Origin of the sequence: Rhodococcus sp. C3V, from assembly GCF_029269915.1 — a bacterium.
GTDB classification, from domain to species: Bacteria; Actinomycetota; Actinomycetes; order Mycobacteriales; family Mycobacteriaceae; genus Rhodococcus_F; species Rhodococcus_F qingshengii.
Genome location: NZ_JARJBE010000006.1, coordinates 303,726 through 324,810, shown reverse-complemented (window position 1 = coordinate 324,810; position 21,085 = coordinate 303,726). Strand labels below are relative to the sequence as shown.

General features: G+C 64.5%; 18 protein-coding genes. 7 read left to right on the top strand and 11 right to left on the bottom strand.

Translation table 11 applies throughout. The features are described 5' to 3' along the window. Positions 1 to 72: 72 nt before the first annotated feature. Positions 73 to 321 carry a DUF5703 family protein gene (locus tag P3G66_RS18225; RefSeq protein ID WP_003946171.1) on the bottom strand — a complete coding sequence of 83 codons (249 nt, stop codon included), beginning with the start codon at positions 319 to 321 and terminating at the stop codon, positions 73 to 75. Next, positions 321 to 1,346 (bottom strand): hypothetical protein, encoded by a 1,026-nt coding sequence (locus tag P3G66_RS18220; RefSeq protein WP_219467049.1) that lies wholly within the window; start codon positions 1,344 to 1,346, stop codon positions 321 to 323. Before P3G66_RS18220 ends, P3G66_RS18225 begins: the two co-directional genes overlap by 1 nt. Before the next feature lie 183 nt (positions 1,347 to 1,529). Here P3G66_RS18220 and P3G66_RS18215 point away from each other — a divergent pair, with 183 nt between their 5' ends. Continuing rightward, positions 1,530 to 1,952 carry a hypothetical protein gene (locus tag P3G66_RS18215; protein ID WP_042924727.1) on the top strand — a complete coding sequence of 141 codons (423 nt, stop codon included), beginning with the start codon at positions 1,530 to 1,532 and terminating at the stop codon, positions 1,950 to 1,952. Here the strand turns inward: P3G66_RS18215 and P3G66_RS18210 are convergent. The 5 genes from P3G66_RS18210 to P3G66_RS18190 form a co-directional block, all read right to left on the bottom strand. Further along, positions 1,933 to 2,796, bottom strand: coding sequence for a heme ABC transporter ATP-binding protein (locus P3G66_RS18210; RefSeq protein ID WP_219467047.1), 864 nt, complete (start codon positions 2,794 to 2,796; stop codon positions 1,933 to 1,935). The two genes, P3G66_RS18215 and P3G66_RS18210, sit on opposite strands and share 20 nt — an antisense overlap. After that, complete coding sequence (locus P3G66_RS18205) at positions 2,793 to 3,887, bottom strand: iron ABC transporter permease (RefSeq protein ID WP_042451000.1); 1,095 nt, start codon at positions 3,885 to 3,887, stop codon at positions 2,793 to 2,795. The genes P3G66_RS18210 and P3G66_RS18205 overlap by 4 nt, the downstream gene beginning before the upstream one ends. A 63-nt stretch (positions 3,888 to 3,950) precedes the next feature. After that, positions 3,951 to 4,958, bottom strand: a complete 1,008-nt coding sequence (locus P3G66_RS18200) for an ABC transporter substrate-binding protein (protein ID WP_276116957.1) — start codon at positions 4,956 to 4,958, stop codon at positions 3,951 to 3,953. After that, positions 4,955 to 5,641: a biliverdin-producing heme oxygenase gene (locus P3G66_RS18195; RefSeq protein ID WP_003946162.1), complete on the bottom strand. Its 687-nt coding sequence runs from the start codon at positions 5,639 to 5,641 to the stop codon at positions 4,955 to 4,957. Before P3G66_RS18195 ends, P3G66_RS18200 begins: the two co-directional genes overlap by 4 nt. 92 nt (positions 5,642 to 5,733) lie before the next feature. Further along, positions 5,734 to 6,669 carry an aldo/keto reductase gene (locus P3G66_RS18190; RefSeq protein WP_003946175.1) on the bottom strand — a complete coding sequence of 312 codons (936 nt, stop codon included), beginning with the start codon at positions 6,667 to 6,669 and terminating at the stop codon, positions 5,734 to 5,736. Positions 6,670 to 6,897: 228 nt separating this feature from the next. Between P3G66_RS18190 and P3G66_RS18185 the strand changes: the two genes are divergently transcribed. From P3G66_RS18185 to P3G66_RS18170, 4 genes are read left to right on the top strand one after another with little or no spacing between them, the layout of a single operon-like run. Beyond that, positions 6,898 to 7,743: an undecaprenyl-diphosphate phosphatase gene (locus P3G66_RS18185; protein ID WP_030537531.1), complete on the top strand. Its 846-nt coding sequence runs from the start codon at positions 6,898 to 6,900 to the stop codon at positions 7,741 to 7,743. A 58-nt stretch (positions 7,744 to 7,801) separates the two neighbouring features. After that, positions 7,802 to 8,497, top strand: coding sequence for a histidine phosphatase family protein (locus P3G66_RS18180; protein ID WP_003946173.1), 696 nt, complete (start codon positions 7,802 to 7,804; stop codon positions 8,495 to 8,497). Between the two features lie 55 nt (positions 8,498 to 8,552). Next, positions 8,553 to 9,152, top strand: coding sequence for a DUF3090 domain-containing protein (locus P3G66_RS18175; protein WP_003946200.1), 600 nt, complete (start codon positions 8,553 to 8,555; stop codon positions 9,150 to 9,152). A 4-nt stretch (positions 9,153 to 9,156) separates the two neighbouring features. Then, on the top strand, positions 9,157 to 9,963 hold the full coding sequence (locus P3G66_RS18170) for an SCO1664 family protein (protein ID WP_030537533.1): 807 nt from the start codon (positions 9,157 to 9,159) through the stop codon (positions 9,961 to 9,963). On the opposite strand, the gene P3G66_RS18165 is transcribed toward P3G66_RS18170, so the two are convergent. Then, positions 9,960 to 10,421: a MarR family transcriptional regulator gene (locus tag P3G66_RS18165; protein ID WP_003946187.1), complete on the bottom strand. Its 462-nt coding sequence runs from the start codon at positions 10,419 to 10,421 to the stop codon at positions 9,960 to 9,962. The two genes, P3G66_RS18170 and P3G66_RS18165, sit on opposite strands and share 4 nt — an antisense overlap. A 127-nt stretch (positions 10,422 to 10,548) precedes the next feature. On the opposite strand from P3G66_RS18165, the gene P3G66_RS18160 reads away from it, so the two are divergent. Next, on the top strand, positions 10,549 to 12,639 hold the full coding sequence (locus P3G66_RS18160; RefSeq protein ID WP_225320402.1) for an MMPL family transporter: 2,091 nt from the start codon (positions 10,549 to 10,551) through the stop codon (positions 12,637 to 12,639). 10 nt (positions 12,640 to 12,649) lie between these two features. Beyond that, positions 12,650 to 13,891, top strand: a complete 1,242-nt coding sequence (gene mshC, locus P3G66_RS18155; protein ID WP_042924743.1) for a cysteine--1-D-myo-inosityl 2-amino-2-deoxy-alpha-D-glucopyranoside ligase — start codon at positions 12,650 to 12,652, stop codon at positions 13,889 to 13,891. Positions 13,892 to 13,948: 57 nt separating this feature from the next. Here the strand turns inward: mshC and P3G66_RS18150 are convergent, their stop codons facing one another. Genes P3G66_RS18150 through P3G66_RS18140 form a run of 3 tightly spaced genes read right to left on the bottom strand, consistent with a single transcriptional unit; the run spans position 13,949 to position 21,065 of the window. Beyond that, positions 13,949 to 18,124 carry a TIGR02680 family protein gene (locus P3G66_RS18150; protein WP_276116956.1) on the bottom strand — a complete coding sequence of 1,392 codons (4,176 nt, stop codon included), beginning with the start codon at positions 18,122 to 18,124 and terminating at the stop codon, positions 13,949 to 13,951. Continuing rightward, positions 18,121 to 19,563: a TIGR02678 family protein gene (locus P3G66_RS18145; protein ID WP_058226710.1), complete on the bottom strand. Its 1,443-nt coding sequence runs from the start codon at positions 19,561 to 19,563 to the stop codon at positions 18,121 to 18,123. The genes P3G66_RS18150 and P3G66_RS18145 overlap by 4 nt, the downstream gene beginning before the upstream one ends. Continuing rightward, the gene (locus tag P3G66_RS18140; RefSeq protein ID WP_007733760.1) at positions 19,560 to 21,065 is read right to left on the bottom strand and encodes a TIGR02677 family protein; all 1,506 of its coding nucleotides are present in this window, start codon (positions 21,063 to 21,065) and stop codon (positions 19,560 to 19,562) included. Before P3G66_RS18140 ends, P3G66_RS18145 begins: the two co-directional genes overlap by 4 nt. Positions 21,066 to 21,085: the final 20 nt, after the last annotated feature.

Below are 21,085 nucleotides of genomic sequence, written 5' to 3'. Positions count from 1 at the left end.
TCTCCAGCTCTTCGATGGTGTGATTTTGTCAGCGGTTTCGACAGCGGCGGGCCCTGGTCGTCTGTTGGACGATCAGTGCTGAATGCCGTCCGGATCGGTCACGTGCAGCGGCGTCTTCTTTCGCTTGAGGAGCACGCGACGACTGCCGTCGGGGTAGAGACGGACTCGGGAGAGTTCCCATCCGCCGAACTCGGCGGAGATCGCCAGACGCATCGACGCCGTGACCCGCGAAACGTTCGGCGGTAGTCGAAGGGGCACATAGTCGAACTTGTCGTCCGACGTCTCCCACTGCGCGGGGATCCCGCGCGTACGCTTTTCCATCAGTTCTCCCGTGACGGGATGACCTGCAGCCCGTCACCGGTTGCCGATCCGACGATCAGATTGCCGTTGGAAGAGTCTACGGCCAACGAATTCGGCTGTCGCACCGTCTTGAACCGTCCGGTCTCCACGGGGATGCCGGACGACAGATCGAAGCCGACCACTTCATTGGTCGCGGTCAGTGTCACCCACACCCGATCCGCGGTCTCGTCGTAGGCAACGGCGTACGGCGACTCGCCGACGGGGTAGCGCTGGTGCATCAGGAGCGGATCGGCAGTGAAGACGAGCAGTTCGTTGCCGGTGGTGTCGGTGACCAGAATGCGTCCGAAGCGATCGGTGGCCAGATGAGTTGCACCCTCACCGGCGCGGAGAGCGACGCCGAGTTTGCCGTCTTCGAGGTTGATCGCCGTCAACGAGGTCTGACGGTGATCGAGGGCGCTCAGGTTGTCGCCGGTGACCGCGAGTTCGTCGACGGATGCGAATCCCGAAACCGTCTGTGACTGATCGGTCTTCGGGTCGACGATGTGAACTGAACCATTGTCCGTGCCGATCGCGATGCGGCCGTCGTTGAGTTCGACCGCTGAATTCGCCTGCCCGTCTACCGGGATGGACGTCTGTTCGCCCGAAGTCAGATTCAGCTTCACTACCTGGCGATCCATCGACAGAAGAGCGCTACCGTCAGAGCCGATCGAAACGTCGCGTACGTCGGAATCCAGGGCTGTTGGACGACCTGCAGAGGCGGGGTCGGCGCCGGCCAAACCGTCCGAAGGAACGACCAGCACCGAACGGGGGTCGTTGGCAACCACTACAGCGCTGCGCGTGATCGGGTCGAATGTGATGGAATCGATCAGAACTGAATACGGGTGAACCACGCCGTCCGGGGTACTGGTGGTGGCCGGTGAGACCGCTGCCGTTGCGGGATCGATCGTGATGAGGTCGTCTCCGCCATCTCCGGAAGAACATCCTGTGACCAGCAGAACCGCCGCCCCCATTGCTGCTGCAGTGGTGCGGATCCCTAGGCGAGCCATGTGTAGTTCCTCTTTTTCTTGTCATCTGTTCTTCACGCAGTGCGACTGTCATCGATCATCCCTGATCGCAGTCGGGCGCCGTTCATCGCGTCGAGGAACTACCGACCATTCCGCTCACACCCTTGACGCGATACCGTACGAACAGCGATTGCGGTTGACGCTGCAATCACCGAGGAGATCATTGTGATTCCCACAGAACCCACCGATTCCGGCGCGCAGTCGCCCGAACCGGCGCGGCCGGGCTTCGAGATCGAGGACCTCACCGTCGGCGCCCATGCACACGGTTTCGGCAGGTCCGACGGTCGAACTTTCGCGTTCCGCGTACGAAAGAGCATGCTGTTCGTCGAGGTATACGGCGAATACTGCGAGCACAGTGTGCCGACCCCTGCAGACGTCGTCGCCACCGCGGAGCGATCGGTGACCGACATCGATCTGACCGACGAGCGAAGCATCGCCGGTGTGGTCCGCGACGCAGTTCTGTCCACGGAGGCTGATTGGTCACAGCCCGGTCCCGGTGACGGAGTTCGTGAGAGCGACGGTCGCAGCCTGCCGACGGTGAGAGCCGTCCTGAACAGGCTGGGATCGATCATCGATTCTGTTCGGTGAATTCTCGGCGCGGGATGACCAGCGTTGCTCCGGTTGTCGGATGCGGGAAGACCTCGACCGGATAACCGTAGACGCGGGTCAGAAGCTCTTCGTGCAACACCGATTCCGGGGGACCGTCAGCGGCGATGCGGCCGTTTTCGAGCACGACGATCCGATCCGCGTACGCCGCTGCCAACGCGAGGTCGTGCAAAACGACGACGACGGCATCGCCGTCCGCAGCGCGAGCGCGCGCCACGGACATCACCGCCTCCTGGTGTCCGAGATCGAGAGCTGCAGTCGGCTCGTCCAGCAGGATGGTCGACGTTTCCTGTGCCAGTACCCGGGCCAGCGCGACCCGCGCCTGCTCGCCGCCGGACAGCACGGCGAACGGCCGATTGGCGAACCCCTCGACATCGCAGGTCTTCATCGCCGCGGTGATAGCAGCGCCGTCGCGGTCTTCTCGGCGAGTTCCGGTCCATGGCGCACGTCCCATACGAACCACCTGGCGAGCGCTGAACGAAAATCCGATGGTGTGTTTCTGGGGGAGCACCGCGCGTCGGCGCGCCATGTCGATCGGCGACCACTGAGTGAGGTCGGTGCCGTCAACGTCCACCCGCCCAGCGATGACGGGCTGATCACCGGCCAACGCCGCAAGAAGAGTCGACTTACCGGCGCCGTTCGGTCCGACGAGAACGACTAGCTCGCCTGCCCGGACTTCGATGGACACGCCTTCCAGAATCTGCCGACCACCGCGTTCGACGGTGATGTCGCGCGCCTCGAGGGTGACATCACCGACGGCTGGGCCCTTCGGTTCGGGGGTGACGCGGCCGAACAGTTCGCGCCAGTTTCTTACGAGGCTGCTCATGCCCACCCGCCCTGTTGCGCGCGCGTGCGTCGGAGAAGCCAGAAGAAGAAGGGGCCGCCCACCAGAGCGGTCAGCATTCCGAGGGGCAGGTCTGCGTTGTCGATCAGCGACCGCGAACCGAGATCTGCGACAAGCAGAACCAGTGCGCCGGCGAGGGCACTCGCCGGAATCAGCGCGCGGTGGCCGGGTCCGACAAGAATGCGCATCAGGTGCGGAACGACCAGGCCGACGAAGAGGATGATCCCCGTGAAGGCAACACTCGCCGAGACCAGGAGAGCGACGATCAGTACCGCGAACTGGCGCAGCCGTTCGACGTTGACGCCCAGGTGACGGGCCGCGTGTTCACCGAGCGCCAGCAGGTCGAGACGTGGGGCGATCATCATGGTCGCGGCGATCCCGACGACGGTCATCGGCGCCACGATCAGGACTGCGTTCCAGGAAGCGCCGTTGAGTGAGCCGAGTTGCCAGAACACGATCTGATCGCGAGCGGACGGGCTGGCGACGAAGGTGAAGAACGCGATGAGCCCGCCGGCGAACGCGTTGATCGCGACGCCCGTCAGCACCAACGTCACAACTTCGGTTCGGCCTTCGTGCCGAGCCAGCAGGTAGACCGCCGCGGTGGTGACCAGCCCGGCGACGAACGCAGCCGCAGCAACGGCCCAGCCGGCCACGAACGTTCCCCCGACGACGATGACAGCACTCGCGCCAACTGCCGCGCCCGCAGACACTCCGATCACTCCGGGTTCTGCGAGCGGATTGGAGAACACACCCTGCAGGAGCGCACCGGAACATCCCAGCGCCGCGCCGACACAGATGGCGAGCACGACGCGGGGGAATCGAACCTCCCACAAAGTCACTTCACCGCTGGGATGGGCGGGCATCGGACCGAGGTCGAGCCCGATGCGATGCAGGATGCTGCCCAAAACCTCGAGAGGCGACGTCGGAACTTGGCCGATGCACGCCGACAGTACCGCGACGATCACCAGGGCGAGAGTCAAGCTGACCAGAACCGCACTCACCCGCGACCGCGACGCGGGGCCAGACGCCGACTTGTCGGCGCCCCCGACGTCGTGTGAATCCTCGGCCGACACAGTCTTACCTGCTTCGGAACTACCTGTCTCTGTACTCACGAATCAGCACTCACGAATCTTTGCTCACGATCCACCGGGCTCGTAGATCGCTTCGGCGAGTGCCGCCATGACGCGTCCGGTGTTCGGCCCGAAGCTGAGCAGTACTCCGTCCGCCATGTCGACTACTCGTTTGTTCTTTCCAGCCGGCGTCTGAGCGATGCCAGGGACCTTTTCGAGGCCGTCGATTCCGCCGATCGATGCCAATCCGTCCGTCATCATCAGCAGGGCGTCAGGCGCTGCGGCGATGAGCGCTTCGCTGGTGATGGGCACGAACTGTTGTGTGATGCCCGAGGCGGTTCCTGCATCGGTGGCGCCGAGTGCCTCGATCAAGGAATCTGCTCCGGACCCTTCACCGCCGATCATGGTGATGGCCGATCCGCGCATGTAGAGGAATGCGATTTTCAGTGGATCGCCCTCGGTGGGGACCAGATCGCGAGCTCCAGCGATTTCCGATTCGGTCCGATCGACCAGCGCTGCGCCCTGGGCGGGTACGCCGAGCGCGTCGGCGACGGCCTGGAGTTGTCCTGGCACACCCTCGAGTGTTCGGGTCGGATCGAAGAAGACGACGGGAACACCGGCGGCGCGCAACTGATCCTGGACGCTCTTGGGCCCGATACTCGTGTCGGTGAGAACTACGGTGGGATTGAGGTCGAGAATTGCCTCGGTGTTGAGCGATTGGCCGCCGACCGTGACAACCGGCACGTCCGCGACTGCGGGGAACTTGGCTGCGGTGTCGCGGCCGACGAGATTGTCACCGAGGCCGAGCGCCACCGTCGTCGTCGCGAGCGTCCCGTAGCGGTCGGCCGCAACGATCCGGCTGTTGTCGGTGATGGTCATGTCGACGCCGTCGAAGCTCTTCACCGTCACGGGCAGTGTCGCGGTCGGGTTGTCGGACACGGGAACCGGGCTGGAATCTTCGAGTACCGCGGTCCTGGCACCCTGAGATGTCGTGGAATTGTCGCTGGGACCGCAAGCCACCAGACCGAAACCGGCTGCTGCGACCAGAGCCGCCGCGGCCAAGCGCTTCATCATTTGACGAGGTAGCTCTCGATGTCGCCTTCGAGGTCGGCGAACAGGTCGCCGTTGAGGCGGTATGCCAGATTCACCTCGTCGATGAAACGCTGCTGTTCCTCGGCAGGAATCTGCAGTGCATCCAGATTCGAGCGGTAGTCGTCCTTGAACGGCTTCGGCTTGGGGATGCCTTCGAAGATGTAGAAGCGAAGTCCGTCGGTCTCGAATCCGTAGGCGCGTTCGAGCATCCGGCGGATGATCTGTCCGCCCGAGAGATCGCCCATGTACCGAAGGTAGTGATGTGCGACGAAGCCGGCAGGCCAATCGAACGCCACCTCCTTCAGGCGGGCGATGTAACGCTCGGTTGCCGGCAGGGCCACGAGTTCGTCGCGCCAGTTCGGTCCGCCGAGGAACTCGAGATCGGCTTCGAGTGAAGCCACGCGCAACAGATCCTCGGACAGGAACGGGGCGACCAACTCGTTGTCGGCGTGTGTGCGGCCGGCCTCTTCGAGGCTCGTGTAGACGAGGTACGTCTGTCCCAGAAGTGCGGCGTAGCCAGCCGTGGTCAGCTCACCGCCGAGTAGTGCGCCTACGAATCGCGACTGCTCCGTCTCGCGGTGTGCTGCGTCCGTCTCGGTCTTGATTCGTTCGGAGAAGGCTGGGCCTGCGTCTGCGGAAAGGCTGTCTACGTCGAGCGTGGTCATTGATTCTCCTGAGGCTGTAGTCAAGCGTTGCCTACTAGGTTAGCCTGCCCTCGCCAACTCGATACCTCCGGTATTTCGATCAGCGGGACAGATCAAGCGCTCACATCGTCGAGAGCTGCGGCAATCGCTTTCGGAAGTTCCAATTCTTCGGTTGCCAGTACTCCTGTCAACTGGGCGAGATCACGCGTGCCGACGACGGCGCTGGCCACCCCGGCGCGATCGCGCGCCCAGGCCAGTGCCACCGCCAGTGGGGAAGTACCCAGACCGTCGGCAGCGGTAACGACTGCGTCGACCACCCGGATCGAGGAATCGGTCAGATAGCTCTGCACATCCTGCGAATGTGCTTCGTCGGCGCCGCGGGAATCGACGGGAATGCCGTCGCGGTACTTGCCGGTCAGCACACCGCCCGCGAGGGGTACTGCGGCGAACACTCCGACGCCGTGATGGGCCGCCGCTGCGAACAATTCTTCCTCGACGCCGCGTGCGAGCAACGAGTACTCGGCCTGCGTCGCGGCGAGTGTTGTTGCGCCACCGGCTCCTACGGCCGTCGCGAGCTGCCAGCCGAGGTAGCCGCGAACTCCGACGTACCGCACCTTGCCGCTCGAGACGGCGTAGTCGAGGGTTGCTGCAACCTCGTCGACGGGCGTGAGCGGATCCCAGGTTGCGACCTGCCACATGTCGAGGAAGTCGGTTCCGAGTTCACGAAGAGTCGCGTCGAGCTGGCGGAGCAATCCGCGCCGCGAGCAGTCGACGCGGTCGGTGCCGATCGGTGTGGGGTCGATGCCGGCGCTCGAGCTGATGATGAGTTCGTCACGTGGAACGACGTCGTCGAGCAACTCGGCGAGGATCCGTTGCGCCGCACCGGCGCCGTAGGCGGGCGAGGTGTCGACCAGGGTTCCGCCGGCCTCGGCGAACGCGAGTAGCTGCGCAGCAGCCTCGTCGCCGTCCGTGTCGCGTCCCCATGTCAGTGTGCCGAGCCCAAGTCGCGAGACCCGAAGTCCGCTCGTTCCGACAGATCTGTGCTTCATAACCGCCTGCATCTCGCGCCCGACTCGTGTGCGCAAGTGCGGCACCCGAGAGATCTCACCACGTGCAGACTAGTAGGCGCTCGCCTCGAGTCGGGGTATTCGGACACGGACGTGCCGGGCGCGGCGCGGCGCCGTGGGCCCCGGTAGCGTGGCGCCGGTGAAACGTGAACCCGACACACGAAACCTGTGTGCAGTAACCCCATTCGAATCAGCCGGGATCGGTGAGTGATGGGCGAAGCGATGACCTGGCTCCAGGCCGTGATCCTGGGCCTCGTACAGGGCTTGACCGAGTTCCTGCCCATCTCGTCTTCCGGACATTTGCGAATCGTGTCGGAGATATTCTTCGGCAGTGACGCCGGCGCGTCGTTCACCGCGGTGACGCAGCTCGGCACCGAGTTGGCGGTCCTGATCTACTTCGCACGCGACATCGTGAGGATCATCACTGCCTGGTTCCGAGGTGTGTTCAATGCCGAGCACCGGGGTGATCTCGATTACCGGATGGGCTGGTATGTCATCATCGGCACCATCCCGGTCGGCATCCTCGGGTTCTTCTTCAAAGACCAGATCCGTACCGGCGCACGCAATCTGTGGCTGATTGCCACGATGCTGATCGTGTTCGCGCTCGTCATCGCTGCTGCCGAGTACTACGGACGCAAGACGCGCCCGATCGAATCGCTCACAGCGCGCGACGGCATCATCATGGGTTCGGCTCAGGCGCTCGCGCTCATCCCGGGTGTCTCACGTTCGGGTGGCACGATCAGTGCCGGCCTTTTCCTCGGACTTACCCGTGAGGCCGCAGCCCGTTACTCGTTCCTGTTGGCGATTCCGGCAGTTCTCGCCTCCGGTTTGTTCAGCCTCCCGGATGCCTTCGAGCCGGCCGGTGAGGGTCTGAACGCGAGCGGTCCGCAGTTGCTGGTGGCAACCGTCATCGCCTTCGCGGTCGGTTACGCAGCGATCGCCTGGCTGCTTCGATTTGTTGTCGATCACTCCATGTACTGGTTCGTCGGATACAGAATCGCTCTCGGCGTAGTCGTCCTTGCGTTGCTGGCCACAGGGGTCGTGTCCGCGACATAGGGCCCGTTTCGACGTCGACCACCCGTCCGTGCGGCCACCGCCCCATTAGGGTTGTGGAATGACAGTTGTCCTACTGCGGCACGGGCGGTCGACGTCCAACACTGCCCATACCCTGGCCGGTCGAACGCCGGGTGTGGAACTCGACGACCACGGCCGGAAACAGGCCGAAGGCGTCGTCGATCGGCTGGTCGGTCTGGACATCGCGGAGATCGTCCGCTCGCCGCTGTTGCGGTGTGAGCAGACGGTCGGCCCCATTGCCGTCGACCGTGGTCTGACGCCGGTGGTCGAGGATCGCCTCATCGAGGTCGATTACGGCGACTGGACGGGTCGCCCGCTCAAGGAACTCTTGGAAGAACCGCTCTGGAAAGTGGTGCAGCGCCACGCTTCCGGTGCAGTGTTTCCCGGCGGTGAAGGGCTGGCCCAGGTACAGGCGCGAGCCGTTGCCGCGATCCGAGAGCACGACGCACGGCTGGCCGAAGAACACGGCAAGGACGTCGTCTGGATCGCGTGCACGCACGGTGACGTCATCAAATCGGTTCTCGCCGACGCGTTTGCGATGCATCTCGATTCGTTCCAGCGCATCGTCGCCGAGCCCGCCTCGGTCAGTGTGATTCGCTACACGGCGACACTGCCGTTCGTTCTTCGCGTCAACGACACCGGAGACGTGCTCGCCGCGATCGGTGCGGCGAAGGCCGCGACCAACGGTTCGGCTCCCGCGCAGGAGTCCGTCCCCGGCGGAGAGGTCGGTGCGTGAGCTGTGACGGATAATGGGTATTCAGTGATGTTCTGCTCGAACTCGAGGAGGTGCAATGTCGCGCGCGATTCACGTATTTCGCACTCCTGACCGATTTGTCGCAGGAACGGTGGGCGAACCCGGTGACAGGTCTTTCTATCTCCAGGCCGTGCACGAATCACGGGTGGTGAGTGTGCTGCTCGAGAAGCAGCAGGTTCAGGTTCTCGCCGATCGCATGGGCTTACTCCTCGAAGAGGTGCATCGACGCTTCGGAACCGAGGTTCCGCCACAAGCCGACGACGTCTCCGACCTCAGCCCGCTGGTCACACCACTCGACGCGGAGTTCCGGGTCGGCACGATGGGGCTCGGTTGGGACGCCGATGCCGGGGCGGTCGTCGTGGAGCTGCTTGCCGTCAGCGAGACGGAGTTCGACGAATCGGTTGTCCTCGACGACGCCGACGACGGTCCGGACGCAGTCCGTGTGTTCCTGACTCCGGAGCAAGCGCGCGAGTTTTCGCTGCGGTCCGAACGCGTCATCGCGGCGGGACGCGCGCCGTGCCCGCTGTGTGGTGAACCGTTGGCGCCCGAGGGGCACGTCTGCATCCGCACGAATGGGTACCGACGCGGCGAGTCCTTCGGTTTTGCGATCGACGACGCAGACGACGACGAGGTCTGACGTCGTGTCCGAACCTGGTGTGCCGGACGTGCTGCTCGAGGGTGATCTGACTCTGATCGGTCAGATCACCACGGCGAGCAACGCCACGCTGGTATGTGAGTCGACTCTGGGGGAGAAGTCCACCCGCGTGGTCTACAAGCCGGTCCGGGGTGAACGCCCACTGTGGGATTTCCCGGACGGCACTCTGGCGGGGCGTGAGGTCGCGTCGTACCGCGTGTCCGAGGCGCTGGGTTGGGGAGTGATTCCGCGAACAGTGTTGCGGGACGGCCCCTTCGGTCCAGGCATGGTGCAGCGATGGATCGACACCGTCGATCGCCGTGCGGATGGATCTGGCGGACTCGAGATGGTGGACCTGTGCAGTCCCGGCAACGTTCCGCCGGGGTGGTTCGAGGTCCTGCAGGCCTTCGACTCGGAGGGTGAACCAGTCTCCCTGATCCATGCGGACGATCCACGGCTGCAGCGAATGGCCGTTCTGGACGTCCTCATCAACAACGCCGACCGCAAAGGTGGTCACGCCCTCGAAGGCGTCGACGGCTCGGTGTACGGCGTTGATCACGGAATCTGTCTTCACTCGGAGAACAAGCTGCGGACCGTGTTGTGGGGGTGGGCCGGGCAGCCCGTACCCGGTGCTTTGATCGCCGACGTCGCCGAATTCGCGACAACTCTCGACGGGGATCTCGGCGACGAGTTGTCCGAACTGATCACCGAGGAAGAGATCGTGGCTTTGGCGGTGCGGGCGATGCAGTTCGCCGAGTCCGCGGTGATGCCTGAGCCGAACGGCCATCGAACGATTCCCTGGCCGGCCTTCTAGTCGCGAGACGTTTCCTGCTGTTCGCGAGTTGCCGTCTTCAATCCGGGTGAGCGAACCAATCGCAGTAGTTGTTCGCGCAGCGCGGCGACATCCCCGACGCCGACGGTCAACGCCGCATCTTCCTTCTCGAGCGTCAGTAGTCGCTCGTACGTCAGTCTTCCGGCGTCGGTTATCGCGATCACGCGCCGACGCTCGTCCCTCGGATCGGTGTCACGAGTGACGTAACCCGCTCGTTCGAGACGGTCGATCGTGCGGCTCATCGTCTGATCGGTGACTCGGGCGTTCTTCGCGATGTCGCGTTGAGACGCCGCCCCACCGGCGATCGAGTGGAGCACGATCAGGCCCGCGTGCGTCATGTCCTGAGACCGCAAGACCTTCTCCCACGAGTGCTCCACCAGGCGTGCAGCGGTGGACAACAGCCGGCCGGTGGGCCAGTCGTCCAGGCCGTCGCTGCTCATTTTTCTGCCTTCCGTTTGCAATTACTCAGCATGCTGAACAAAATAGTCGGCAAGTCCTCTGCTGCCGATCCCTGGAGACCCAGTGAGCACACCAGTACAAAATCGTCCTGTTCGTCGCCTTCGATGGATTGTGCCAGCTCTCCTCGTGATCGGCTGGCTGGCAATCGGAGGATTCGGCGGTCCGTTCGCCGGAAAGCTCAGCACGGTGCAGCAGAACGACAACACGTCGTTCCTGCCCGCGTCGGCCGAAGCGACCGAGGTGGCAAAGCTTCAGGAGAGCTTCACGGACACGCGCTTCGTGCCGGCCATCATCGTGGCGGAACGACCGGGTGGCCTCGAGCCCGCCGACTCCACCTTCCTTTCCCAGACCGTCGATTCGTTTGTCGGTACCGAAGGATTCGGCGACGCCTCATCGCCGCCGATCCCGTCGGCCGACGGCCAGGCACTCCAGATGTTCCTGCCGGTCGACAGCACCCTCGAAGTCAAGGACAGCGTGAAAGCGCTGCGCGCGGCGCTGGAGTCGAGCCCTGACGGACTGACAGTCAAGGTCACGGGCCCCGCTGGGCAGGTTGCGGATCTGTCGGCAGCATTCGCCGGTATCGACGGATTGCTGTTGTTGGTAGCCGGATCCGTCGTGATCGTGATCCTGATCATCGTTTACCGAAGCCCGATCCTGCCGTTCGTGGTGATCTTCTCGGCGATCTTCGCACTCGGATTGTCGAGCTTGCTCGTGTATCTGCTCGCGGACGCGGACGTCATCGCACTGAACGGTCAGAGCCAGGGCATCCTGTTCATCCTCGTGTTCGGTGCCGCCACCGACTACGCGCTACTGCTGGTCTCTCGTTACCGGGAAGAATTGCGGATCGAGAAGGACAAGTACGCAGCAATGCGCACTGCGTGGCGCGCGACGCTCGAACCTGTCGCAGCGTCTGCAGGAACGGTCATCGCGGGCGTTCTGTGCCTGTTGCTCTCCGACCTGAACTCGAACCGCGGACTCGGTCCGGTGGCCGCCATCGGTATCGCCGCGTCCTTCCTCGCATCGATGACCTTCCTACCTGCTGTCCTGGTTCTGTTCGGGAGGACGGCGTACTGGCCGACCAAGCCGAAGTTCGATGCAGACCGCGAGCACCACGACGAGGCGAACGATCACCGGTTCTGGGCCGGGCTCGCTGCTCGAATCGGTAGGCATCCGCGCCGCTTCTGGGTGGCGTCGACTCTGGTGCTGGTGATCTTCGCGATGATGATGCCGCAGTTCAAAGCCAGCGGTGTCTCGTCGTCCGACATCTTCTTGCTCGATGTCGATTCGGTTGCAGGCCAGGAGATTCTCGGCGAGCACTTCGACGCGGGTTCGGGTTCACCGGCCGTGGTCATCGCGAATGCAGACCAAGTGGATGCCGTTGCGGCAGCCAGTCGCGTCGAGGGTGTCAGCGACGTGAGCGTCGTGCAGAACGGGGGAGCCCCACTGGTCGTCGACGGGCGAGTCTCCCTGCAGGCGACGTTGACTGACGCTGCCGACTCGCTCGAGGCCGAAGACACCATCGTGCGACTGCGTGATGCAGTTCACTCAGTGGAGGGCGCCGACGCATTGGTCGGTGGCGTCACTGCGACCGACCTCGACACGAAGACCACCTCGACACGGGACCGGACACTCATCATTCCCGTGGTGATCATCGTGGTGTTCGTGATTCTCTCGCTCTTGCTGCGTTCGCTTCTCGCACCGCTGCTTCTCATGGGCACCGTTGTGCTCTCGTTTGCTGCGACACTGGGCATTTCGTCGCTGGTGTTCGACCACATCTTCGGTTTCCCCGGCGCGGATCCGGTGGTCCCGCTCTTTGCGTTCGTGTTCCTCGTGGCTCTGGGAATCGACTACAACATCTTCCTCATGACGAGGGTGCGTGAGGAAGCGCTGAAGATCGGCACCAGGGCGGGCGCTCTGCGGGGACTCACGGTGACCGGCGGGGTGATCACATCTGCCGGAGTTGTTCTGGCAGCAACCTTCTCGGCGTTGGCGGTGATCCCTCTGTTGTTCCTCGCCCAGATCGCGTTCATCGTGGCGTTCGGTGTCCTGCTCGACGCTCTGATCGTCCGATCCTTGCTGGTCCCGGCCTTGACCTACGACATCGGTCAGAAGATCTGGTGGCCGAGCAAGCTCGCGTCGACGCCCGAACCAGAGCAGGATCAGCCAGCACCTTCCCAGCCTCAGAGCAGTCTCCACTAGGCTCGGCAGCATGCAGTCTTGGTCCGATACCGCACTCCCGTCCGTTCCCGGTCAGGGGCCGCCGTTGCGGCTGTACGACACAGCCGACCGTCAGGTTCGCCCCGTCACCCCGGGCGAGAAGGCGACGATGTACGTCTGCGGCATCACCCCGTACGACGCCACCCACCTCGGCCACGCGGCCACGTACCTCACGTTCGACCTCGTGAACCGCATCTGGCGCGACGCCGGACACGATGTCCACTACGTCCAGAACGTGACCGACGTGGACGACCCGCTGTTCGAGCGAGCCAATCGCGACGGCGAGGACTGGATCGTCCTCGGCATGCGTGAGACGGCACTCTTCCGCGAGGACATGGAAGCGCTGCGTGTGCTTCCGCCGAAGGACTACATCGGCGCCGTCGAATCGGTGAACGAAGTAGTCGAGTTGGTGGAGAAGTTCGTGGCGTCCGGTGCCGCGTACATCGTCGACGACGCGGAGTTCCCCGACGTCTACTTCCGTGCCGACGCGACCGAGCAGTTCGGCTACGAGTCGGGCTACGACCGCGCGACGATGGAGAAGTTCTTTGCCGAACGCGGCGGAGATCCCGATCGCGTCGGAAAGCGCAATCCGCTCGACGCACTTGTCTGGCGTGCGGAGCGTCCGGGCGAGCCCTCGTGGCCCTCACCCTTCGGACCGGGTCGCCCCGGCTGGCACATCGAATGCGCGGCCATTGCACTCAACCGCATCGGCTCCGGCTTCGACGTCCAGGGCGGTGGCAGCGATCTGATCTTCCCGCACCACGAGTTCTCGGCTGCGCATGCCGAATCGGCAACGGGTGATCGCCGATTCGCGCGGCACTATGTGCACACCGGCATGATCGGTCTCGACGGCGAGAAGATGTCGAAGAGTCGCGGAAACCTGGTCTTCGTCTCCAAGCTGCGCGGCGAGGGGGTGGACCCAGCGGCAATCCGTCTCGGACTTCTGTCCGGCCACTACCGCCAGGATCGCGCGTGGACCGATCAGGTCCTCGCGGATGCTCAGTCGCGCCTGAAGGTGTGGCGCGAGGCAGCAGCTCTCGGTTCTGCGCCGTCTGCCATTGACACTGTTGCGCGTTTGCGTCAGCACCTGGCCGACGATCTCGACACCCCGAAGGCGCTCGACGCGCTCGACGGTTGGGCCCGCCGCGCCATCGAGGGCGGCGGATCCGACACGCAGGCACCCGGCGAGTTCGCCGATGCCGTCGACGCCCTACTGGGTATTTCGCTTCGCTGAACCCCTGCTGTGCGCCTTTATTAACCGCCCGCGGTTAATAAAGGCGCACAGCAGTTTCTAGGCGTAGTCCAACGCACCTTCGGCGGGTGTCGGCACCCGGCGCCGTAGCGGCGAGCCCAATGCCCTCGCCAGATCCGTTCCGTCGTGCTCGGCAAGCAGCTCACCGTTCGACCAGACCAGCAGCGCGGCGCTGACCGCCTGTTCGGCCGTGGAGTGCGCGAGGTCGTAGTGCGCACACCCGGGGACGTCTGCGTATGTGATCCACAGGTCGTAGCCGGTCATGAAGAGGTCCAGGTCGAACTGAACGCTCAAGCCGAGAAGCTCGCTGCGACCGTTGTCGTCGACACCGGCGAAGGCCTCGTCGAGTGCCAGCAGACGCGGGGCGTGCGGGTCGGCCGAGTCCAACATGACGTGCGCCGCGGCGAACAAAGGAAGGTGCAGCGAGACGGACTGCTCGCCACCGGACAGCGCGCTGTGCCGCGCGACGGTAAGACGGTCTTCCTTGCCCTCACCGCTGATGAGGGTGAACGAGAACACGCGCCATTGACGGTAGTCGAGCGCCGAGGACAGAATCTCCGGGTACGAGCGTTCGGGGTGCGCCGCGCGGGCGGTACGGATCTGCGTCGCGAAATGTGCTCGCAGAGTAGCTAGTTCATCGACGCCGAGGGCCGACGCGTCTCGATCCAGCAGCTTGGAGATTGCCCGCGAGCTGTCGTCGAGGTTGTCGGCGAGCACCCAGTGAACGCCGATGGTATTGCCTGAGGACATCCGACGCTCACGCATCTCGGTGCCCATCTGTGCGATCAACTCGCGTGCGTCGACCGTGCGCTCGTGGATCTGCTGGGCCAATCCCGTCAACAGGGCATCTTCGAGAATGCGACGCTCGGATTCGGTGAGCAACTGCTCCTGATCGCCGCGAGCGTCGTGGATCCGCGTTGCGAACTCGCCGATCGACGAATAGCCCTGATCGTCCTGGACTCGTACGACGGTCAGCCCATCCGGTGCATCCCACTGCAGACGGTAGTCCTGTCCGGCCGCTGCGAGTTGCGCGTCGAAGTCCTGCAGCGCCGAGGTCAGTGCCGTGCGGGTTGCCTTTCGGGCGCCGTCGGTGACTCGGACTGCCGAGGTCGCAGCCTCGAGCGCTCGGTACAACTTGTCGACGTCTTCGGGGAGGACGGGCGGGTGGGCTGCGTCCTCGCTGCGATCTTCGTTCTGGATGCGGTAGACCAACTGATCGGGGCTCATCCACGCCGCTGAACTTGCCGGCCAGCTCAGATGTTCCTTGACGCCCAACAACTCGAGAAGGTCCGGGCGCGCGTAGGGTGCGAGTCGCTCTGCATCACTGCGGGTTTCGGTCAGGGTGTGACGCAAGGTCTCCACGGCGGTGTTGTACGCACCCTCCGCCGTGCCGATCTGGAGGACGGCGGCGTCGTACGCCTTTCGCGCCGCACGCTGTTCGACCTTGCATTCTTCGATCTTCGCGCGGGCTTTTGCCAGGTCCAGGTCGATCTGCTCGGCGCTGGCACCGAGGGTGTCGCGCAGCGTCTCGAGACGCTGCACCTGCTGGAGCAGACTCTCCTCGGCGATGGCGGCTTCCTCGGCGAATTCCTCCGCATTGGCGCGTGATTCGTCGAGACGGTCGCGAGACTCGCGTTCGAGTTCGACTTCCTTGGCATGCTCCCGTCGGCAGCGCAGCGCCAGTTCGCCCTGCTTCTCGAAATGACGGATCGCCGCCGCGAGGGAGTCGAGTTCACGGCCGATATGCGGCGTCCGGTGCTGCGACGCCGTCGCTCGGAGTTGCTTTTCCTTCGCCGCGAGATCAGCGATCGCCGCATCGAGTTCTCGTTGTGCCGTTTCCGTGGCCTCCGAACGAGTACGGAGTGCGCCGGCGGATTCGGTGACCGTCTTGAGTGCGCGCAGGATCGAACCTGTCTTCGGCAATTCCTTTGCCGCAGAGTTGATCCGGCTCAGTTGCTCGTTGGTCTGCGCCACCAGTGCCTTGGCCGTATCGACTGCCGCGGCAAGTTCTTCCAGAGCCGCGTCGATCTCGGTGATCCGAGCCTCGCGTCGACGCGCCCGTGCTGTGGTGCCGATGTACTCGGCGTCGGCCTTGACGTGCCGGCCACGCGCGACGCCCTGCCAGAAGCGGCCGTCGACGCCGATCGCGACGCTTGCGTCGGAGTCGCCCGGCGCCTCGACGAGACTGATCGACGCGAGAATGTCCTGTACCCGAGCGTCGGGCACGTCGGCATTGCCTTCGACCTCGAGGACGTCGGCCAGCGTTCGTCCCTTCGGACGCTGCTTGACGGGCAGAGCCGTCAGGAACTGCTCGCTGACGTGCTCGGGAATCTTCTCGTCCGGGCAGACCCAGCCGTCGAGCAGATTTGCCGCCTGGAGTGCGGATTCGATTCCCGTGGCCACGTCTGGTTCGACGGAATCGGCGAAGCGCACCAACTGCCATAGCGGTGCACCACCCAGTTCACTGCGGTTGTCGGAGCGTGCGTGGAAGGCAGGCGGAGCGTCGTCGTGTTCCGCGGAGACGGCCTTGCGCTCGGATTTGAGAGCCGCGATGGAGGCGTGTGATGCAGATATTTCAGCTTCGGCCTCACGTCGACGCTCGCGCAGCGTCTCGGTGCCGGCCACGGTTTGCTCGGCGAGAACTGCGGACAGCGCCGGAGCGTCTTCGTCGCGGACCTCGGCGAGCGCCGCGTCGAGAGCTTCGAACAGCGACGTGTCGGCGCCGACAGCCGAAAACAGGGAGGAGTGATCGGTCCACCACGCGCGCAGCCCGCTGGCGCACTGACTGCGTGCGAGTTCCACGGCAGCTTCGCCCTCGAGTACAGCCGCCTTGGACGCTTCGAGCAGCTCTTGTCCACGGCGAGAGCTGTTTTCGGCCCGGGTTCGTTCGGTCGCCGCCTTCTCGACGGTCGCCAGTGCGGTGCGGACGACGCGTACGTCACCGTCACGCTCCTCGGCATGGCCACGGACGGCTGCCGTGATCTGGTCACTGCGTGAGCCGTCGGGCAGGGGAGTCCAGACGATGCCGGCGTCCTCGGCTGCTGCCTGAAGTTCGTCCTCGGCGCGCGAGAGTGCTTCGGCCGCACGCTTGACTGACGATGCAGCCTTGTCGGCTTCGTCGCCGCGTTGAGCGAGTGCGGCCTGCGCTTTCCGGGACTTGTCTGCCTGCTGCTCGGTCGAGAGCTTGAGCGTCGCGACGGCCTGGGCGAGGTCGTCGAGTTGCTGTTTGCCTTCGTACGCGCTCGAGCGTTGCAGTGCTTCGACATTGGCGCGCGCGTTCTCGAGTGCCTGCTCGGCCTGGTTGAAGCGCTCCTCGGCTGCTGCCCGCGCCTCACGGCTGCGGGTCTGGGCGAGCGACGACTCGTCCATGGCGGCAACACCTCTGGTGACCGCTGCGAGGCGGGTGCTGACCTGTTCGATCTCTCCGCGAGACTGCTGACGCAGGTACTTGGTGTAGACCCCGATGAAACTCTGGGCTGCCTGATCGGCGGCCGCGAGCCCCTCGAGCGCGCGGCCGACTTCCTCCATGTCGCTGAACGAACGCGCAGCTTCGAGGACCAACTGATCGTCGAGTGGACGGAGACCGTCGGTGAGTGCCTGCGAAAGGCCCTTCGGGTCGAGGTTCTTCGCGAGCTGGGGGCGGCGAAGCGTGAGAATGAGGTTGATCAGCTGGTCGTATCGCTGCACACCGAGACCGAACATTCGCGCGTCGATGGCTGTGCGGTAGTCGAGGGGACGGTCGGTGATGGAATCGCTGCCGAGTTGTTCGGCCAACTGCTTCTTGGTGAGAGGACGATCGTCGTTGCCGATCAGCGAGAAGTCGACTCCGACGCGGCCGTCGGCGACGAAGTACCAGCGGGTGACCTTGTCGTTGGTTCGGGTTGCCCGCATGCCGATTCCCACGGTCACCGACTCGGGATCTTCGAGGGAGCCGCGGCAGAACTCCATCCACACGTAGGAGTGCGCGCTGTCCTGGCCCCGGTAGAGCAGGTTGGACTTCATCGTGCGCTCTTCACCGGCGAACGGGTTGAGGCGCCGCGGTTCGATGCGGCCGTCGAAGACGAACGGGAACAGGACCTCGAGGGCCTTGGTCTTGCCGGATCCGTTGGGTCCCCGCAGAACCAGTCGACCGTCGGCGAACGAGAACTCTTGGTCTCGGTAATCCCAGAGGTTGATGATTCCAGCCCGAGTAGGTCGGAAGCGGGCGTTGCTCATACGTTCTCTACCTCTGATAGTTCGCCGTTGGGGGAAGGTTCGGGGCCGAATTCGTCGACCGGATCCGGTGCGGAGTTGTCCACCGCGAAGTCGATCTGAGGATCGCGTTCGCGCACGGAGACCACGACGTCGCGGTACCGGGCAAGGACGGGCAACACCAGTACGCCGCCGTCGACCGCATGCGTCAGGCGCAGACGTTGCAGCAACCCGAGCGCCTGCTTGCGCAGCCCGTTGTGATCGGCCTGCCACTGCGCCGCGAAAGTTCGCCCGAACTGGTCCACCAACTCGGTGACCTTGTCAGCGAGCCAGTCGTCGTCGATTTTCGGGTACGTGACGGGTGGCGGTGGCTCGGCCGGTTCGCCGGCGGGCAGCACGAAGTCGTCGTCCTCGTCGGCGAGGTCCTCGAAGATCCCGGCCTCGGGGATGGCGGCATCGAGTTGTTCGATCAGGTGATCGTCCGACACGTGCGGGATCGGAAGTTTCGGCAGTTCGGGAGCGTCGACGTCGAGTACGCGGTCGGCAATCTCGCCGGCCAGGAGAAGTGCCACCTGAGCGATCGTTCCGGTGCTCGGGAAGCGGACGTCGGAGAGTCGGCCGGTGGGATCGATCATCGCGATTCCCTCGGCGCGACGCTCGGCCACCAACCCCGTCAGTAGTTCGACTTCCGACGCGGTCTTGGGCTGCGCCAACGCGATCAATTCGTGCTGATCGAGTTCACCGGCCAGTACGACCGGGCGCTCGACGAGTGCCCGACGCACTCGGCGTCCGATCTCTTTCGCGTCCACGGGAATTCCGTCGTCCTCGGAGGCGCTCGAGGTCTCCGCCGCCAGCAGCCCTCGGATGGAGTGCAGGTGCTGCAGGGCGCGCGGCGGACGGAACAGGGCCACGACGACGGAACGATCGATGTCGTAGAGCGCTTCTCCCGCTTCGGGATTGGACGCCCAGCCGTTTGCGTCACCGTCGGCGAGGGCGATGGCGCCCCGGACGCCGAGCCAGCCGACGGCATCGACGAAGGCGTCGCGGTCCGACGCACGATCGGTGGAGAGTTCCACGCCGTCGACCTGCGCGGCGTCGGCCGCGACGTGATCGGCCAACTCCGACAACGTGATCTGGTTTCCGGCGCGGCCCAGCGCGGCCAGGCACAACGCCAGGTAGGCGTAGCGCGTGCGATCGAAGGTTCGCTCGGAGGCAGTTCTGGCCGGTGCCGACGGGTTGAGCCGATCCGACACCGTGAACAGGCGAGCGGTGGTCTCTGTCACCTCGAGGCGGTATCCGAACAGCTCCAGTAAGTCGTCACGTAGCTCGGTGGCCCAACGGCGCAAGAGCGGCAACGCAATTCGATCCGGGTACGTCGAGGTGATCAGGTGATTGGACAGAATCACACGCGCCGCTCGTTGGTACGAATCGAGGGCTAGGGGCGTGATCTCGCGAGCTCTCATCGAACACTGACCTCGATGCCGTCGAGATGCATTCGTCCGCGAGCAGTCTTGATGGTGGTCGAACCGTCCGAGGGACTGAGCGTCAGCTTCACCCCGTTCTCACTACCGGTGGAGCTCTTGACGCGTCCCACCACCGGAACGCGCGCGGTCAGTGCTGCATTGAGCAGACTCAGCAAAACTTCGGTCTCCTGCTCGTTGAGTTCGCGCTGATAAACACCGTTCGACGCGAGGGATTGCGCCGCGGCACTGCGCGTACGTTGCGCCGCCAACTGCTCTTCGCGCAGGCGGCGGATGCTGCCGTCGTTGCGGGCGACCTTGCTCGGCAAGCCGGGTGAGGGCGGGCGGCCGGTTTCGGCGAGTGTTCGCGCGATCTCGACCGGCGGTGCCTCCCACCACGAGCGTGAGTGAGAAATGATGTCGGCGTCCGGATGCACCATCGAGAGATGGCGTGGACGACCGAGGTCGAACACTGCCTGGAACAGAGCATGAGCTGCGTCTTCGGACGGCGTGGCGGCGAACCAGCCGGCGAGGTGCCGGAGCTGGCTCTCACGGCTGACGCCGCCGCGACGGGTTTCCGTGACGCGGCGAAGGAGCGCCAGAACCGCGGCGATCGCGCTCATCGTGCCCTCACGTAGACGCTCGGACTCGCTGATCCCCGATTCCGCGGAGACGAACCAGGCGGTCAATCCTCGCCAACGTGCAGCCCAGTCGTCTTCGCGTTCGGTGATCGGGACGAACACCCGTTCGTCACTGGCGGCGGCGAGGCGGATCATGCGATCGACCCCGGTGGATTCGACGTGCTCGATCGCTTCCTTGAGCTTGGGGGCGTAGCGCGCCAGATCGGAGCTGAACTCCCGCATGTGCGTGAGCAGAGCGTCCTTGTGCGTGAGGAAAGCCTGCGGAGTGATCTCCGTGGTCCGTACGAGGTCCCCGAGGGTCAGATAGAAGTGCGCGGCTCGATCGGCCATGTCGGAGAGTGTCGAGTCGAGGCGCTTGAGCTTGCGGAAGATCAGATCGCCGTCGGAGCTTCGGTTGGCCTCGGCGAGTTCGGACATGTCTGCGAGCAGGTCCGGCAGAGCGAGACGCGAGAGCGACGCCGAGTCCAGGCGTGCGGCGAGAACGTCTTCGACTGATCGATAGACCTGGTATCCGGCCTGACCGAACTGGTAGACGAAGTGGCGATTGCGGTACTCGGCCAGCGTGGCCGCGCGGGTGCCGTCGTAGCTGCGCTCGAGGATCTCCCACACGTGGAGCTGATCCAACAGGGGAGTGACCTCTGCTGCCGACAGATCGGCCGCCGGATCCGATCCACCGATCTTCTCGAGGATGTGCGCGACGGCTCCGGCATGCAGCAGGACGGTGTAGTTGGCGCGAGCATGGTCGAAGGCACGAAGTACCCAGAGGTACTCGGCCCGTTTTTCCGCGATCGTGAACGAAAACAGCTTCAGTCGATTGGTGTCGGCGTACGCGGCGTAATCGGGCGCACTCGTTTCTTCCACCATGACAGGGTAGGCGAGAGACG